Raw genomic sequence first — 12,827 nt, forward strand, 5'->3', positions numbered from 1 at the left:
CCACCTCATTTCCCCGGGATTACCGGACTCGGCGAGCCGTGCCCGTCCGCTTCTTGAACTGCTTCTTGTACCGAGCTCGGCCCTCGACCGCGAGGCACATGCCGACCGCGGCGTCCATCTTTTTCGACGACCCCTTGCGGTCCTTGCCGATGACGTCGCCGGCAGATCGCTTCCACCTGCTCGCGTTGAGCACGTGGCGGGTCAGCACCTTGTGGTTGCCGTGGAACAGCTCGCCAGACTTGACGGCCGTCTCGGTGCGCTCGACGACTTTCGCCATGACCGTGTGCTGCGCCGTCTCGAATGAGATCGGCTTCGCCTCGGTGGCGCGCACGAGGAGCTCAGCGCCGTACTTCGTCTCCCAGCGGTCGACGTAGTCACGCCACAGCGGCGGGTCGGCCAGGAACGCGACGACCCTGAACTTCTTGAAGGTGGCGTCGAGCACCGCCTCGACCTCTTGGTGGTCGACGTGCCAGTGCTTCGCCTCTTTCGAGTCGGGCGCTTCCCAGATGCCGATCGGGAAGACGTATCCGTCGTCGATGCGGCACGCGATGAGCACCGTCGCGTCGGAGTTGAACGATCCGTCGAAGCCGAGCGCGATCTTGTCGCCGCGCGCCGGCGGGCGGAAGCCGAGCTTGACGCCCTTCTCCCGCGCATCGGCGAGGCGAGCTTGCAGCCCGATCTTCGACCACTCGTTGAGCTTCAACCAGGCGTGCTTGCCGGCCACGACCGCGTTGAAGAAGTACCGCATGGTGTCTTCCTCGGAGCGGCGCGGGTCGAACAGGTCGTCCAGCATGCCCTCGGGGTCGTTCCACGCGATCGCGTCGCCGAAGGACTCGAAGAACGCGTTTCGGAGGCGCTCGTAGTACTCGTCTTCGGTCTCGACGCGCTGTCCGCCACGCTTTGTGTCGTCCGGCACCTTGATCTTGTCGAGCGACTCGACGTTCGCCCACCGGTGATCGAACAGCAGACGCGGGCGGCGTGCCTTGCCCTCTTCCATCTGGTCGGCCAGGAAGTACGTGTCCTCAGCGACCGACTCGGCGCCGGGCTCGTACATCGTCGTGGTCTCGATGAACCACGAGCCTTCCTTGCGTCGCTTCGACAGGTTGCGGACCACGGTGTCGTACATCGAGCGCAGTGTGGGCGTCTCGTACAGGTGGGTCTCGTCGAAGACCGCGAAGGTCTCGAGGCCACCGTCCTTCGATGCCGCGCCGGCGGTCGACGGCGTGATCGATCCACCGTTGTGAGGGATCAGCACGCGAGTCTTGCCGGGGTCGACGCCGTAGACAGCCTTCAGCGCGTAGAGCGGGGCGTTCTCGTCGGTCAGGTTGTAGTAGACGTTGTCGAAGACGTTGCCGGTCTGGCCCTCTTCCGTCGCCATGATCTTGACGACCGGGCCGCGGACAGGCTTCCCCATCGGCTCGCCCTTGGTGTACGTGTACGTCTGGCCGAGGAACTCGTAGGTCTCGCCGCCCTTCGCCCACCCGTCGAACCGGGCGGGGCCGAACGCTTCGAAGAGCACGAGCGCGGCGGCGAGGCCCGACTTGTCGGTGCCCTTGGGGCGCGAGAAGAAGGCGGAGTTGTAGAACCGCTTACCGGCGGCGTCGTGCGCGTAGCAGTCGACGATGAAGCCGGTGTACTCGTCGCCGTACTGGATGCGCATTCCCTGCGCACCGCCACGGCCGTGGACGACGAACGTCTCGATCCACCACGTGGCGAGCCATCCGAGCGAACGCTTCCTGTCATGCCCCTTCGCGCGTAGAAGTCGCCGGGGCATCAGCTACTCGTTCGCCAGCCGCGAGCGGCGATCGTCGATGCTGGTCACGTTCGAGTTCTTCGCGTTGCCCACCGAATATTCCTCGGGAACCTCGATCTCGAGGCGGAGGCGGAGGCGGTCAGCGACCGTCGCACCGAACGTCGCGACGCGGAGACGGATCTCCGCGGCACGCTCCGAGTTCTTCCCGCCGCTCATCCACATCTGGTGATGCAGCAGAGCGGTGTCGAGCAGGTAGTCCCAGTCGGGAGCGGTGAGCATCTTCACGGCCTGAGGGGACTCACGCCAGTTCTGCCACCACCGCACGGTCTGCGGATGCCACTCCTCGCGCTGCGCCTCGCCCTCCCAGTAGTCGGGGTCTTCGTCCTTCTTCTCGACGCGCGGAAGCACGTCGTTGGGCAGCGGGAATCCGCCGATGCGCCCGTCGGACTTGATTACTTCGCGCGAAGGGGTGTCGCGGCTACGTGAGCGCGATGCCTTCGGCGCCGGACCATTGCCAGCCATGTGCGTGCCTCTCCCGAAACGGAAGCCGGGACCGAAACGGTCACCGGACGGTGATGATGTGGTTGCGAGCTACTCGTCTTGCGGCTCGCCGAGCATGTTCCAGGTCGCTCGCTCGATGACGGCATCCAGGAAGCGAGCCATTCCCCATGCGCCGGTCATCGACGTCTCCGGGCCGATCGCGTACTGCGTGCCCGTGACCAGGGGAAGCGCCTGAGGGTCGTCGGACTGAACTCTCGAGTGAGTCGCGACGACAACGAAGCCGGTCATCAGGGCACCCGGCGGAAAGGACTCGGCCTCTTCCATGAAGGCGGCGATCGCCGCACCGAGGCGCTCGAGAGGGGTTTCAGACATCTGCGGCCTTTCTGGCTCGGCCGCAGGAGGGACGAGCTACTGCGCGAGACGCCGATCGTCGGCGTCGACCTTGGACGTGTAGGCGAGGCTTCCGTCACGAACGAGAATCAGCACGTCCCGCAGTGAGACGCGGGCCGCGTCGAGTGCGCTCTTGGCACGATCGACATTCGCCCGGGCTTCACGCTTGCGCCGCCCCGGGTCTTCCGAGTGGCTGGCTCGAGCTTCAACCGCGTCCAACTCGTCGAGTGCAGCGTCGTGCATCCTTCCAAGGTGAAGGACTTCTTCCCATCGATTGATAGCGCGAGAGACGGATGAATAGAGCTTGGCGAGTTCGCCTTGCTCGGGCAGACGCGGGCCCAACTCGGCGAGGACGGAGCGCATCCGCTCGACGCTGTCGGGTATGCCGTCGACAGGCAAGCCGTTCGCGACGGCGAGAATCGGCCGGAAGAGGGGTTCGAACGCTTCGCGCAGAGCATCTCGGACGGCATCTCGGTTCGATCGCACACGATCCTCATGGGGTGCACGCTTCGCAGCTCTATAGGCGAGTCCAGAGACAACCAGCGCGATGACGGCGATGACCGAAGCGAAGGGGTCGAACTGAATCTGCATGATCGAAGAGTACCCGGCGCCTCCGCCTCATGGCCGGATCGCGACCCCCCAGACCCGCGCGCACCGCGAGAGGCAGAACGCTTGCGGGCGGTGAGAGACCGGGGGCAGGGGGTGGGTGCCCGGGGGTGTCGCGTCGGTTGACAGTCGGCGTGTGTCGGGCGCGATGTGGTGTCAAGTGAGGCGACAGATGGTGTGTGTCCTCGGTGCTGGCAGGGCTGGCATGTCGGGTGCCAGACGTAGGGCAATCGGGCTTGACATTGGTAACGGACGTGAGTAATGTCATGTGTGTCGGAAGTGAAGCACCGACACCAACCGAAGACACAGCGACAGGCACACGCCGTTGCACGAACACAGGGATAGGGACCATGCCAACCACGGACACCACACGCCGGACGCTCGCACAGGCTAAGCGCATGCCTCAGTGGCAACGACTCATCACGACAGTGCACGACGCACAGGCCGCGGCCGGATACGAAGGGCGTCACTTCGGGCCCGGCGAAATGCGTCACTTCGGCGCTACCCTGATCGGCCGGCCGGTGGAGCATGTCGCGGTATCGGGCAAGCCGGGCGACTTCTCCGCCTATTGGGTCGAGCGTCAGACTTTCGTGGCCTCAGATGAAACTGTGCTCGTCTCCTACGTCATCAAGGCTGTGTACGGCGACAACCTGGCCTACGTGGACACGATCAATCGGGCGGAGCGGGTCGACCCGACGCCGGAGCAGGACACGGCCGCGGCGCTCGACGCCGTCAACCGGGTGAACTTTATCGCCGGGCGGTGGACGGCATGACGTTTCCGGCCCTGCGCGTAGGTGATCGCGCGGGAGAGCTCGCAACCATCGCGGCGACGTTCCCGGGGCGTGACCGCCACGGGTACGTGACGGGGTTCTACGTCTACCGCGTCGGCGGGGTCAACAGCGGGCAGGTCAGCGGGCCACACGCGACGATGGAAGACGCTGAGACGGCGCGCACGGCCGCGCAGCGGGTCAGCATGGATACCCTCAGCATCGTTTGCGGGCACGTGTTCACCGAACGCGGGACCATCGTCCGCGCCGGAGAGGTCAGCGCGTGAAAGCATCCCCGCGCACCGCGTAGGCGGCTCCCGATCATGACGGGAGCGCGGGACAGGGCAAGGCGGGAAGCGCCTTGCAGAATCGAAGGGAATCGGACCATGCGTATATTCACCTGGGAAGACGGGTTTACGCCGTATGCGGCGACGCTCGACGGGAACATTCTCACCGAGTACGCGGGAGAGGTCGGCGACACCGTGGAGCGCTGCTCTACGCTCATCTCGCGCCCGGAATGGGACGGACACCCGGGCGTCGCTGACTACACGATGAGCGACGATTTCAGCGCCGGAGAGGTCGACGGCGCCGACGCCGTTTGGATCGATGGGCGCGGCTACGCCGTCGTGCCGATGATGGCTGACCTGTCCGAAGCGGTTCGGGAGGTAGTCGCGGATCAGCGCGCGGGCGTCGACACTGACAGCTTGACCGATGCGGACATCGTCGCCCATGTGCGAGATGCGCTCATCATCCCGGGACGCCCGCACGTGCCCGGCGGTGTCCACGTGGAAGGGCATCCCGAAGCTCGCGACGTGCGCGCCTATGTCGCGGTCCTCGCGGCATCCGGCGACGCTCTCGCGGCCGTCGTCGACATCTGACACCTACTTGCATCATCCCGGGAAGTGAAGCACCCGGGCACCGAAGGGAAGACATCGTGAGCATCTACCGGGACGATTTCGAAGCATGGGCCGAGTACGTGGCGGGGGAACTTGCACGGTTCTATGACCACACGGGCGGGGTCACGTACCTGTTTCAGAACACGCCGCGCGCGGCCGCCTATCTTGCACGCGCGACGTCGCGCGGGCTGACGACGGAACAGGCCGCGTTCTATGGCGCGGCGCACATGGTGCGCGGAATCGTCACGACTGAGTTTCGTCAGTGGTGGGTGGAGCATTGGGGCACGGAACGGATCACGCTCACGGAATGGCGTGCGCGGGCCGCTGAGGAGCGGGAGCAGATTGCATGGGAGGACTCGGCAGACCGGGCACTCGACCAGCTCGACATGTTGCGTCGTCTGACGCTTGAACGCGACGCGCTCATTCTCGACGCGGCGTCGAAGGGTGCGACGAAGGTTGCGATTGCACGGTCGGTCGGTCTGTCGCGTCAGCAGGTGCACACGATCATCGCGAACGCGACGGCACCGGACGTTGCACCGTTCGGCGACTGGGAGCAGCAAGCCCCCGCGGCGACCGAAGTTGCTTCGGCTGAGGTGTGGGGCGAGGTCTTCTGATGGGTACTTGCATCACGCCGGTCGGTTGCACGGCTGAGTGCCTGTTCACGGGGAAGCCGTGCACGCGGTACGGGCAGACGTTTGAGAGCCTGTTGCGCCTTGAGCCGTGGTTCGGTGCGAACCGTAGACGGAAGACCCTGTGGCGGGCCGTCAACGGGGAATGGGTCGAAGTTGCGACATCCACGTCGGCGCGGGTGCTCGGCGACGCGTTCACCGCCGGCGTGCACGTCGTCATGCCGGCGGGTGTTGCGCCGATCATCGATGCGCCGCTCTCCCCCATTGCAGGAGCTCTGTTCTAGATGGCCGGGGAGATTGCATCGCTGGAAGGTCTATTGCAGCCCTACGCGCCCGCACCGGAGTACGAGCGGAAGTTGCATCCCCTCGAGGGGGTGCGGTGGCCGCGCGGGGAACGTCGACCGGCGGTCGCCGGGGAAGTTGCGATGTTCGACGTCGTCGACCCGGGCGAATTGCAGGACTGGTAACACGAAGATGCCCCGGCTCGACCTGCGATGCAGGGTGAAACAGAGCCGGGGCTTGGAATCCAACCGAAGGGAAGGAACCATGAGCGATTCTACTGCCCGTGGGATGATTGCAAGCATGACCGTCGAGTACATGGGGCCGACCGAGATCGCGGCCTATTTGCGTCGCCGGCACGATGCGAGCATCGAAGCTGTGACGATCCGTCAGTACGCGTCGAAGGGGCGGATGCCGGAGCCGGACGTGCGCATCGGCCCGAACGGCGGATGGTCCGAAGCGACGATCGACGCCTGGTGGTCGAAGCGGCCGGGACGTGGTGCGCGGACGGATCTTGCAGCACCGAAGAGCTCCTAGATTGCAGCTACGGGAGCAGACCCGGGTGCCGACGCTTCTTTGCGGCTTTCCGGCGAGCTGACGCCGCGCGTCCACCTTCCGACGAGCTCTTCACGCCGTGGTGGTACTCGCAGAGCGCTTGCAGGTTCGTGGTCGAGTGGTCCCAGGACCGTTCCTGGTTCTTGTGGTCGCATTGGTTCGCGTAGGCGCCGCATTTGCGGCCGGTGTCGAAGCGGACGTGCTGGCAACGGTGGCCGTCGCGGTCGAGCACGAACTTGCACCGTGCGGGCCAGTCGGCGGGAAGTTGCGACTTCCTGTCACTCGTTGACCAGGCCATCGTCAGCCTCGGCCGCGGCGTGCGGCGCGATCGGCGGCGACGTCGTCGAGTTCGCATCGGCGGGCGGCGTTCGGGCTTCCGTAGCGCTCGTCGCATTCGAGGCAGGGGTACTCGGGCGCTGCCGGTGCCGGCTCGGTGAATTGCTCGGTTGGGGTGCTCATTGCACCTCCCGCGGGTGTTTTTCGAAGGGAATATGTTGCTCGCCTCACCCTGACGTGGCTCGAGCGTTTTCTGTTGGGCGCCCCGGTGGGTGCGCGATTGCCGCTTGGGTGGCGGCGACCCTCAGAACCAGGCCAGCCGGGACTCTCGTCGACCGACATGCTGGGAGGGTACAAAAAACCCCCGGACGTGTGATCCGAGGGTGTGGGGTATGGACGGGTCCAACCCTAGAGAGACTATCAGGACTTCTTCTGGTCCTGGCGTCGGTGCCATCGTGTCGTGCCGGGCTTCTTGATCGGCAGGTCGCCCCATCGGACGGCCATCGGGGGCCGGCCGACGCCGTCCCACGCGGGGTAGTCGAAGGTGCAGATTGCGTCCTTCGTGATCCAGTCGTCGATGGTGAAGCGGCTCACGTTGAACAGCTTCGGTAGATCAACGATGCGGACGGCGGCGTCGGCCAGCTCGTCGGTGCGGATGTAGTCGCGGCGGGTCACTCGGCCAGCCCTTCGTGCAACTCTTTGCACGTCGGGCAGACCGTGCGCCCATCGATGCCGTTGAACGGTCGCGGCACCTTCTTGCCGCACATCGCTGTGGGTACCTTCCCTTCGAACATTGCGGCGTCCAGCGCCTTCTTCGGGAAGTAGTGCGCGAACTTGTCGTGGTCCCCGTCACTGGTCGTGGTGATCTCTCGCAGCTCTTCGAGCATGTCTGTCGTCATGATTCTCCTTAGCTATTCGTATTCGAGTGCGGGCAAGTAGGGTTCGGATATGGGAAGTGGCAAACCGACGTTCGAGCAGAAGCAGCACCAGTACGAGCTGGCGTTCTCCGAACTCAACCGGCGCATGGAGTTTCAGTCGCGGCGGCTCGCCTCGGCTGAGTCGCGTGCCGGCGTGCTCATCGCTTCCGCCTCGATCGTCACTGGGCTCTTGGTCGGCCGGCCGACAGGAATGTTCATGCTGGCAATGGTCCTGTGCGTTACCGCAGTGGGCTTCGGAATCGCGGCACTGTTCCCGATCGCCATCGACGAGATCCGAGCGGAATACACGCGTGACGAACTGCTCATGCGTGACGATTTCGACGCCTCGCTATACCTATCGCGGCAGTACGTCAGCTTCATCCAAAGGCAGGAGAAGCGCCTCGCCTACCGTCTCGGGATGGTGCGAGTGGGCCTCGTACTGCTTGGGTCGAGTCTGGTGGTCGCTTTCGCGGCCGTATCTATGCTCTGAGGGGGTGAAAGATGGGGAATGAGAACAAGCCTGAATGGCTCGACGACTCTGCCGACGAACAGGGATTCGAGCGGACGATCGAAGGTGGCACGATCCTCGGTACGGGTGGTCCAACGAAGCCCGACGAGGTTATTCGTTTCACCGAATCCGACAAGGGATAGTCGAGGCGTGGGGCGCCCGATCGGGCGCCCCACCTTGCGGTGTGACCTAGCGCTTGGAGCCCGGCAATCCACCTGAGACGGTGTTACCGGGCGCCGGGCGGTCGCCACAACACTCGTGGACCGACGCTCGGATGCAGCTGCAGGCGACAGCGTGCGCCTGAGAAGCGCCCTCGCCTCGACAGATTCGTGGTCGTCGTAACGCTCGTACGGCACAGCCGCGAGTCCGTCCGGGAACCATCCGATGGCAAGCAACGAACCGGAACAGAGCGCGTCGTGCCGCTCGTGCTTCGGGATGCGAAACCGCTCGTTCACCTTGAATGACTTCCCACACCCTGGACAAGGGAACTTCTCGAGCAGTCGTGCGATCTCGGCTACCACAGCGCGGCGTTTCGCGGCAAGCTCTACCCTCAGCTTGTGCTCCGACCTAGGGTGTGTTGATAAACCCCGTGTGCCCAGTAAATGATGGCGGCGAGGCAGAGGCCAGACCACCCGTGAAGGACCGAGCCCGCACCGACCCGCCGTTCCGTTCTTGACGGCGGTTTCGCGAACACCGGTGCTGCCCGCTCGACCGATTGAGCCACCATCGCGTCAGTACGTCTGATGAATGTGCAGAACGGCCAAAGTCGGGCAGTCAGCACGGTGCTCGCTGGAGGCATTGAGCGTACCGAAGAGGACGCTGCGGACAACCGCGCCGCGCCGGCTCTTCGTGCCGCTGCATCTGCTGCTCGGCTTCGGCGCGCTGATGTACGTCGTGGGCTGCTTCGCGGCGAACGCGGCGATGATGACGCCGGTCGCCCTGATGGCCTTCCTGTGCCACTGGACGGCGATCTTCCTCGTGGCGGTCAACCCGCCAACCCCGCATAGCACCCAAGGCGAGGCTCACCTCAGCGAATCCCATAGGACTTTCGGCCTGACGCCTCCTCCGGTCCGACGCGTAGCGTCTGCAACACATCGCACATTGACGGGCCGGAGAGAGGAAATCTGAAATGACTGCCGGGGACAGCATCAAGAAGTCAGCTGAAGGCGCGAAGGACGTGGCGGACAAGTCCGTCAACGCGGTCGAGAACAAGATCAACGAGATCACGAGCACCATCGAAGACGCGCTGAAGAACGCAGCGGACAAGATCCACCACCAGGCCGGCCAGGACACGTCATCGCACAAGAAGTGATCTTCGCCCACGCGAGAGGAAGCACATCGTGGCTACACCAGCAGCAACCGCGCCCGTCGTGACAGCGAGCGCCGAGACAACTCACGGCAAGACGGTCATCGATGACGGCGTGGTAGCGAAGATCGCCGGCATGGCGGCACGTGACGTCGAAGGCGTACACGCGCTCGGCGGCGGCGCGGCCCGCATGATGGGCGCTATTCGCGACGCGATGAACGCCAGCGACATGGGGCAGGGGATCAGCGTCGAGGTCGGCGAAACCCAAGTCGCTGTCGACGTGAGCATCGTCGCGGACTACCCGGTCGCGCTTCAAAAGGTCGCCGACGACGTGCGCGCGTCGATCATCGCTGCGGTCTCGTCGCTCGTCGGGATGGAGGTCACCGAGGTGAATATCACCATCCATGACATCTACCTCCCGTCCGATGACGCCGCAGACACCGAAAACCAGGCTCGGGTCCAATGAACTCGTCCGCGAAGACCGGGATGTTCGCCGGAGCAATCATCGCGGTAGTGTGGGTCGCCTTTGGCTTCTGGGCCTGCGTCCTCGTCGCGGCGGGGATGCTCGTCGGCGGAATCATCGGACGCATCGTGGACGGGAAGCTCGACTTCGGAGCCGTCATCGACTCCCTCCGCGGCAAACGCTCATCCTCGTGACTGAAACACTCGACGTAGCGACAACGCTGCCCGGCCGGACCCGCATCACGCGGCGAGCACTGAGCGCCCTGGTCGCCGCTGTCGCCACCGAAACCCTTGGCGTCGACGACGGTGACGTCGGAGTCACGCTCGGCGACGATCGTGGGCTCCTGACGATCACACTCGACACCCGGCTGCCGGCCGCACCGCTGCGCCGCATGATACGCAACAGCAGCCTCCTGGAAGACACAGACGGGAGTCTCCTCGACCGTGCCACGCGAGCGGACGCGGCGATCAAGCACCGGGTAGCTTCCCTCACCGGTCTCCGGATCGGCCACATCACGATGCGCATCGTCGGGACTCGACAACAGCGCGACAGGAGAGTGCATTGAGTGCCACCCTGTCGCCGTCGGCCAGAATCAGGCGGCGCGAGACCCACTCATCCCGGTCGCTGGCGGCCATCGTCGTCGCGATCGCCCTCATCCTCGTCTTCGCCTGGCTCGGTACCGAGATGCTGTTGGGATTGATCGGGTTGCCGCCGTTGCTCAGCAACCCGGCCGACATGCTCCACGCAGTCGAGGAGCTGACTTCAGCTCCTCCTTCGTGGCTCGTTGCAGGGGGTGCTGTTGTGGCCGTCGTTGGTATCGTCCTGGTCGTCGTCGGACTGACACCGGGACGGCGCTCACGTCATTCACTGGTGTCGGAACGCAGCGTAGTCATCGTCGACGACGAAGTCATCGCCTCCGGTCTTGCCCGTCGGGCCGCCTCCACTGCGCGAATCAGCGCGGACAATGTTCGCGTCACGCTCGCACGACGAACGGTCGACGTACATCTCACCCCCACGTCCGGCATTCCCATCGATACGGAGACCGTGCTGAGCGCTGTCACCGACGAGCTCAACTCTTACAAACTCGAGCCAGCGCTCCGCCCGCCACGACTGCGCGTGGAACCGCACGGACAGGTGGGCGCATGACGAACACGAACCGATTCGCCAACCGGCTCCTACTCGTAGCGGTCGGAATCGTGCTTCTCTCCGCAGGACTGGCCGCTCTCGCCCTCGCGCTGTTCCCCGCGGTCGCACAGGCTTGGGACGAGAAGGCGCCTTACGTCAGCGCGACGGCCGAGTCGCTTCTCCTGACCCCTGCAGTCGACGGAACGCGAATTGGTTGGGTGTCGGTCGGCATCCTCGCCATCCTTCTCCTGCTGATCGGCCTGCTCGTGACGTTCGTGGTGCGCCAGGGACGCGGACGAACCGGACGCCTCCTCACACTGCACGTCGGGGACGCCAGCACGACCATCGTTGAATCCGAAGTCGCAACCGAACTCCTCCAGACGGCGACAAACGAGGAACCGGACATGCTCGCCACCCATGTCAGCGCGTTCCAGGTCAGGGAAGTGACAACGCTGAAAATCGACGTGACCTGCCAGCGAGGAGCGTCGCCCCACCAAATCGGAGTCACCGTCGATAGCCTCCTGAAGGCGCTCGACGATACCCTGGGCTTCGAAATAGCCGCGTACGTGCACCTGCGCGGCGGATTTCGCGCACGTCATACCGCCCGCACCCGCTTCGGGGAATGACTGCGAGACGTCAGGTCTGCTCGGCTCAGTGCTCCGCGGATTTGCCGCCTCTGCTGCGTCCGGTGGAGTACTTCACTGGAGCGGACGCGGCCGCTTCGTGATCCCCGTCCATCCGGGTGATTGGGTCGTAGACGGAGTGCGACACGAGATCGGCGCGGCCGTGAGAGCTCGTCTCCTCGGCCCGGTCCGAACGCGAGGGCGATGTTGTATTGATCAACCCGGTGTTGAGCCAGTGGAGGGTGGCGGCGAGGCAGAGGGCGGCGTGGTAGTTGCGGGCGGTCTTGTCTGATCGCATCGCGAGGCCGCGCCATTGCTTGAGCGGTTGAAGCAGCGTTCGACGACGTTGCGTCCGCGGTAGCGTTCGCGCTGTTCGGGCCCGAACTCGATGGGACGGCCGGGCTTCTTGCGGCGGTGGGCGATCTGATCGTCACGCTCGGGGATGGTCGCCGCGATCTCGTGTTGCCGTAGCCAAGCGCGGTTGGCTTTGGATGGGTAGCCCTTGTCGGCCAGAACACGGTCTGGACGCAACCGGGGCCGCCCGCCGGTGGGCACCCGGATCTCTCCCAGAGTCGCCGGAAGCATGATTGTGTCGGCGACCTGGCCGCCGGTGAGCACGAACGCCAGTGCCCGGCCACGGCCGTCGCAGACCAGGTGAGACTTTGTCGTGAGCCCGCCGCGGGAGCGGCCGATCGCGTGGTCAGGCGGCTCCGCGGCGAACTTCCTGTAGTTCCACAAGGCCCTTTTTTGGGCGCGGCAGTGTGGCACCGTGCTGATGCACGCGCACGATCGTGGAATCGATCGAGGCCACCCAGTCCAACTCTCCCGAGGCGTGCGCTTGTGACTGCACCTGCTCCAAGACCTTCGCCCACACGCCCGCCTTGGCCCACCGGTCGAAGCTCTTATAGACCGTGTTCCACTTCCCGAACCGCTCCGGGAGATCCCGCCACGGCGCCCCCGTCCGATAACGCCAGGCGGTGGCCTCCACAATCTGGCGCCGGTCCAATGGAGGCCGCCCGGTGGCCGCGGCCTTCGGGAACAGCGACCCGATCACCGACCACACCTCATCCGAGATCACATCACGCGACACGACATCTAGCCTTGCCTAATGAGCCCTCGATGTGTTTATCAACACGCTCTAGCGCGTTGGCCGCTCTCGCGATTCATGTGGAGAGCCTAGAGCCTCACACTCCCCGACTGGCACCCAGTAGTACCCGTGGATCAATCCTTTCG

At 65.0% G+C, this 12,827-nt stretch carries 21 protein-coding genes and 1 pseudogene; 14 read left to right on the top strand and 8 right to left on the bottom strand.

Annotated elements, in window-relative coordinates; translation table 11 throughout:
- Positions 1 to 19: 19 nt before the first annotated feature.
- The 4 genes from ACWA14_RS11785 to ACWA14_RS11800 all read right to left on the bottom strand — a co-directional run bounded on the left by ACWA14_RS11785 (position 20) and on the right by ACWA14_RS11800 (position 3,235).
- Positions 20 to 1,774, bottom strand: coding sequence for a terminase TerL endonuclease subunit (locus ACWA14_RS11785; protein ID WP_463793699.1), 1,755 nt, complete (start codon positions 1,772 to 1,774; stop codon positions 20 to 22).
- A gap of 3 nt (positions 1,775 to 1,777) precedes the next feature.
- Complete coding sequence (locus tag ACWA14_RS11790; protein ID WP_463793701.1) at positions 1,778 to 2,275, bottom strand: phage terminase small subunit; 498 nt, start codon at positions 2,273 to 2,275, stop codon at positions 1,778 to 1,780.
- A 69-nt stretch (positions 2,276 to 2,344) separates the two neighbouring features.
- Entirely contained in the window at positions 2,345 to 2,626 is a 282-nt protein-coding gene (locus ACWA14_RS11795; RefSeq protein WP_463793704.1) for a hypothetical protein, read from the bottom strand.
- A 36-nt stretch (positions 2,627 to 2,662) separates the two neighbouring features.
- Positions 2,663 to 3,235 carry a hypothetical protein gene (locus ACWA14_RS11800; RefSeq protein WP_463793706.1) on the bottom strand — a complete coding sequence of 191 codons (573 nt, stop codon included), beginning with the start codon at positions 3,233 to 3,235 and terminating at the stop codon, positions 2,663 to 2,665.
- Between the two features lie 413 nt (positions 3,236 to 3,648).
- On the opposite strand from ACWA14_RS11800, the gene ACWA14_RS11805 reads away from it, so the two are divergent.
- The 5 genes from ACWA14_RS11805 to ACWA14_RS11825 all read left to right on the top strand — a co-directional run bounded on the left by ACWA14_RS11805 (position 3,649) and on the right by ACWA14_RS11825 (position 6,358).
- Complete coding sequence (locus ACWA14_RS11805) at positions 3,649 to 4,023, top strand: hypothetical protein (RefSeq protein WP_463793708.1); 375 nt, start codon at positions 3,649 to 3,651, stop codon at positions 4,021 to 4,023.
- Complete coding sequence (locus ACWA14_RS11810; protein ID WP_463793710.1) at positions 4,020 to 4,304, top strand: hypothetical protein; 285 nt, start codon at positions 4,020 to 4,022, stop codon at positions 4,302 to 4,304. The genes ACWA14_RS11805 and ACWA14_RS11810 overlap by 4 nt, the downstream gene beginning before the upstream one ends.
- A 36-nt stretch (positions 4,305 to 4,340) precedes the next feature.
- Positions 4,341 to 4,895, top strand: coding sequence for a hypothetical protein (locus ACWA14_RS11815; RefSeq protein ID WP_463793713.1), 555 nt, complete (start codon positions 4,341 to 4,343; stop codon positions 4,893 to 4,895).
- A 56-nt stretch (positions 4,896 to 4,951) separates the two neighbouring features.
- Positions 4,952 to 5,527, top strand: coding sequence for a hypothetical protein (locus ACWA14_RS11820; RefSeq protein WP_463793715.1), 576 nt, complete (start codon positions 4,952 to 4,954; stop codon positions 5,525 to 5,527).
- Between the two features lie 597 nt (positions 5,528 to 6,124).
- Entirely contained in the window at positions 6,125 to 6,358 is a 234-nt protein-coding gene (locus tag ACWA14_RS11825) for a transcriptional regulator (protein ID WP_463793716.1), read from the top strand.
- Positions 6,359 to 6,676: 318 nt separating this feature from the next.
- On the opposite strand, the gene ACWA14_RS11830 is transcribed toward ACWA14_RS11825, so the two are convergent.
- From ACWA14_RS11830 to ACWA14_RS11840, 3 genes are all read right to left on the bottom strand, one after another.
- On the bottom strand, positions 6,677 to 6,835 hold the full coding sequence (locus tag ACWA14_RS11830) for a hypothetical protein (RefSeq protein ID WP_463793718.1): 159 nt from the start codon (positions 6,833 to 6,835) through the stop codon (positions 6,677 to 6,679).
- Positions 6,836 to 7,072: 237 nt separating this feature from the next.
- Positions 7,073 to 7,327: a hypothetical protein gene (locus tag ACWA14_RS11835; RefSeq protein WP_463793720.1), complete on the bottom strand. Its 255-nt coding sequence runs from the start codon at positions 7,325 to 7,327 to the stop codon at positions 7,073 to 7,075.
- The gene (locus ACWA14_RS11840; protein ID WP_463793722.1) at positions 7,324 to 7,551 is read right to left on the bottom strand and encodes a DUF3039 domain-containing protein; all 228 of its coding nucleotides are present in this window, start codon (positions 7,549 to 7,551) and stop codon (positions 7,324 to 7,326) included. The genes ACWA14_RS11835 and ACWA14_RS11840 overlap by 4 nt, the downstream gene beginning before the upstream one ends.
- Positions 7,552 to 7,600: 49 nt before the next feature.
- Between ACWA14_RS11840 and ACWA14_RS11845 the strand changes: the two genes are divergently transcribed.
- The 9 genes from ACWA14_RS11845 (at position 7,601) to ACWA14_RS11885 (ending at position 11,597) form a co-directional block, all read left to right on the top strand.
- Entirely contained in the window at positions 7,601 to 8,059 is a 459-nt protein-coding gene (locus tag ACWA14_RS11845; RefSeq protein WP_463793723.1) for a hypothetical protein, read from the top strand.
- Between the two features lie 11 nt (positions 8,060 to 8,070).
- A complete protein-coding gene (locus ACWA14_RS11850) occupies positions 8,071 to 8,220 on the top strand; it encodes a hypothetical protein (protein WP_463793725.1) in 150 nt (49 codons plus the stop codon).
- Positions 8,221 to 8,875: 655 nt separating this feature from the next.
- Positions 8,876 to 9,205: a hypothetical protein gene (locus tag ACWA14_RS11855; RefSeq protein ID WP_463793726.1), complete on the top strand. Its 330-nt coding sequence runs from the start codon at positions 8,876 to 8,878 to the stop codon at positions 9,203 to 9,205.
- Position 9,206: 1 nt separating this feature from the next.
- A complete protein-coding gene (locus ACWA14_RS11860; protein WP_463793728.1) occupies positions 9,207 to 9,389 on the top strand; it encodes a hypothetical protein in 183 nt (60 codons plus the stop codon).
- Between the two features lie 28 nt (positions 9,390 to 9,417).
- On the top strand, positions 9,418 to 9,849 hold the full coding sequence (locus ACWA14_RS11865; protein ID WP_463793730.1) for an Asp23/Gls24 family envelope stress response protein: 432 nt from the start codon (positions 9,418 to 9,420) through the stop codon (positions 9,847 to 9,849).
- Positions 9,846 to 10,040 carry a DUF2273 domain-containing protein gene (locus tag ACWA14_RS11870; protein ID WP_463793732.1) on the top strand — a complete coding sequence of 65 codons (195 nt, stop codon included), beginning with the start codon at positions 9,846 to 9,848 and terminating at the stop codon, positions 10,038 to 10,040. Before ACWA14_RS11865 ends, ACWA14_RS11870 begins: the two co-directional genes overlap by 4 nt.
- Positions 10,037 to 10,411, top strand: a complete 375-nt coding sequence (locus ACWA14_RS11875; protein ID WP_463793734.1) for a hypothetical protein — start codon at positions 10,037 to 10,039, stop codon at positions 10,409 to 10,411. Before ACWA14_RS11870 ends, ACWA14_RS11875 begins: the two co-directional genes overlap by 4 nt.
- Positions 10,408 to 10,992, top strand: coding sequence for a hypothetical protein (locus tag ACWA14_RS11880; protein ID WP_463793736.1), 585 nt, complete (start codon positions 10,408 to 10,410; stop codon positions 10,990 to 10,992). The genes ACWA14_RS11875 and ACWA14_RS11880 overlap by 4 nt, the downstream gene beginning before the upstream one ends.
- Complete coding sequence (locus ACWA14_RS11885; protein ID WP_463793738.1) at positions 10,989 to 11,597, top strand: hypothetical protein; 609 nt, start codon at positions 10,989 to 10,991, stop codon at positions 11,595 to 11,597. The genes ACWA14_RS11880 and ACWA14_RS11885 overlap by 4 nt, the downstream gene beginning before the upstream one ends.
- A 226-nt stretch (positions 11,598 to 11,823) precedes the next feature.
- Here ACWA14_RS11885 and ACWA14_RS11890 read toward each other — a convergent pair.
- Positions 11,824 to 12,684, bottom strand: a pseudogene (locus ACWA14_RS11890) (IS5 family transposase); the annotation flags it as partial.
- Positions 12,685 to 12,827: the final 143 nt, after the last annotated feature.

This window comes from Microbacterium sp. TW_SC_2, assembly GCF_055361165.1.

What these genes read in the sequence shown, in the direction of transcription:
- ACWA14_RS11885 (WP_463793738.1), top strand. Translation starts at nt 10,989, where the DNA reads ATGACGAACACGAACCGATTCGCCAACCGGCTCCTACTCGTAGCGGTC.
- ACWA14_RS11795 (WP_463793704.1), bottom strand. Translation starts at nt 2,626, where the DNA reads ATGTCTGAAACCCCTCTCGAGCGCCTCGGTGCGGCGATCGCCGCCTTC.
- ACWA14_RS11845 (WP_463793723.1), top strand. Translation starts at nt 7,601, where the DNA reads ATGGGAAGTGGCAAACCGACGTTCGAGCAGAAGCAGCACCAGTACGAG.
- ACWA14_RS11860 (WP_463793728.1), top strand. Translation starts at nt 9,207, where the DNA reads ATGACTGCCGGGGACAGCATCAAGAAGTCAGCTGAAGGCGCGAAGGAC.
- ACWA14_RS11800 (WP_463793706.1), bottom strand. Translation starts at nt 3,235, where the DNA reads ATGCAGATTCAGTTCGACCCCTTCGCTTCGGTCATCGCCGTCATCGCG.
- ACWA14_RS11870 (WP_463793732.1), top strand. Translation starts at nt 9,846, where the DNA reads ATGAACTCGTCCGCGAAGACCGGGATGTTCGCCGGAGCAATCATCGCG.
- ACWA14_RS11785 (WP_463793699.1), bottom strand. Translation starts at nt 1,774, where the DNA reads ATGCCCCGGCGACTTCTACGCGCGAAGGGGCATGACAGGAAGCGTTCG.
- ACWA14_RS11840 (WP_463793722.1), bottom strand. Translation starts at nt 7,551, where the DNA reads ATGACGACAGACATGCTCGAAGAGCTGCGAGAGATCACCACGACCAGT.
- ACWA14_RS11815 (WP_463793713.1), top strand. Translation starts at nt 4,341, where the DNA reads ATGACGGGAGCGCGGGACAGGGCAAGGCGGGAAGCGCCTTGCAGAATC.
- ACWA14_RS11850 (WP_463793725.1), top strand. Translation starts at nt 8,071, where the DNA reads ATGGGGAATGAGAACAAGCCTGAATGGCTCGACGACTCTGCCGACGAA.
- ACWA14_RS11790 (WP_463793701.1), bottom strand. Translation starts at nt 2,275, where the DNA reads ATGGCTGGCAATGGTCCGGCGCCGAAGGCATCGCGCTCACGTAGCCGC.
- ACWA14_RS11810 (WP_463793710.1), top strand. Translation starts at nt 4,020, where the DNA reads ATGACGTTTCCGGCCCTGCGCGTAGGTGATCGCGCGGGAGAGCTCGCA.
- ACWA14_RS11830 (WP_463793718.1), bottom strand. Translation starts at nt 6,835, where the DNA reads ATGAGCACCCCAACCGAGCAATTCACCGAGCCGGCACCGGCAGCGCCC.
- ACWA14_RS11825 (WP_463793716.1), top strand. Translation starts at nt 6,125, where the DNA reads ATGACCGTCGAGTACATGGGGCCGACCGAGATCGCGGCCTATTTGCGT.
- ACWA14_RS11805 (WP_463793708.1), top strand. Translation starts at nt 3,649, where the DNA reads ATGCCTCAGTGGCAACGACTCATCACGACAGTGCACGACGCACAGGCC.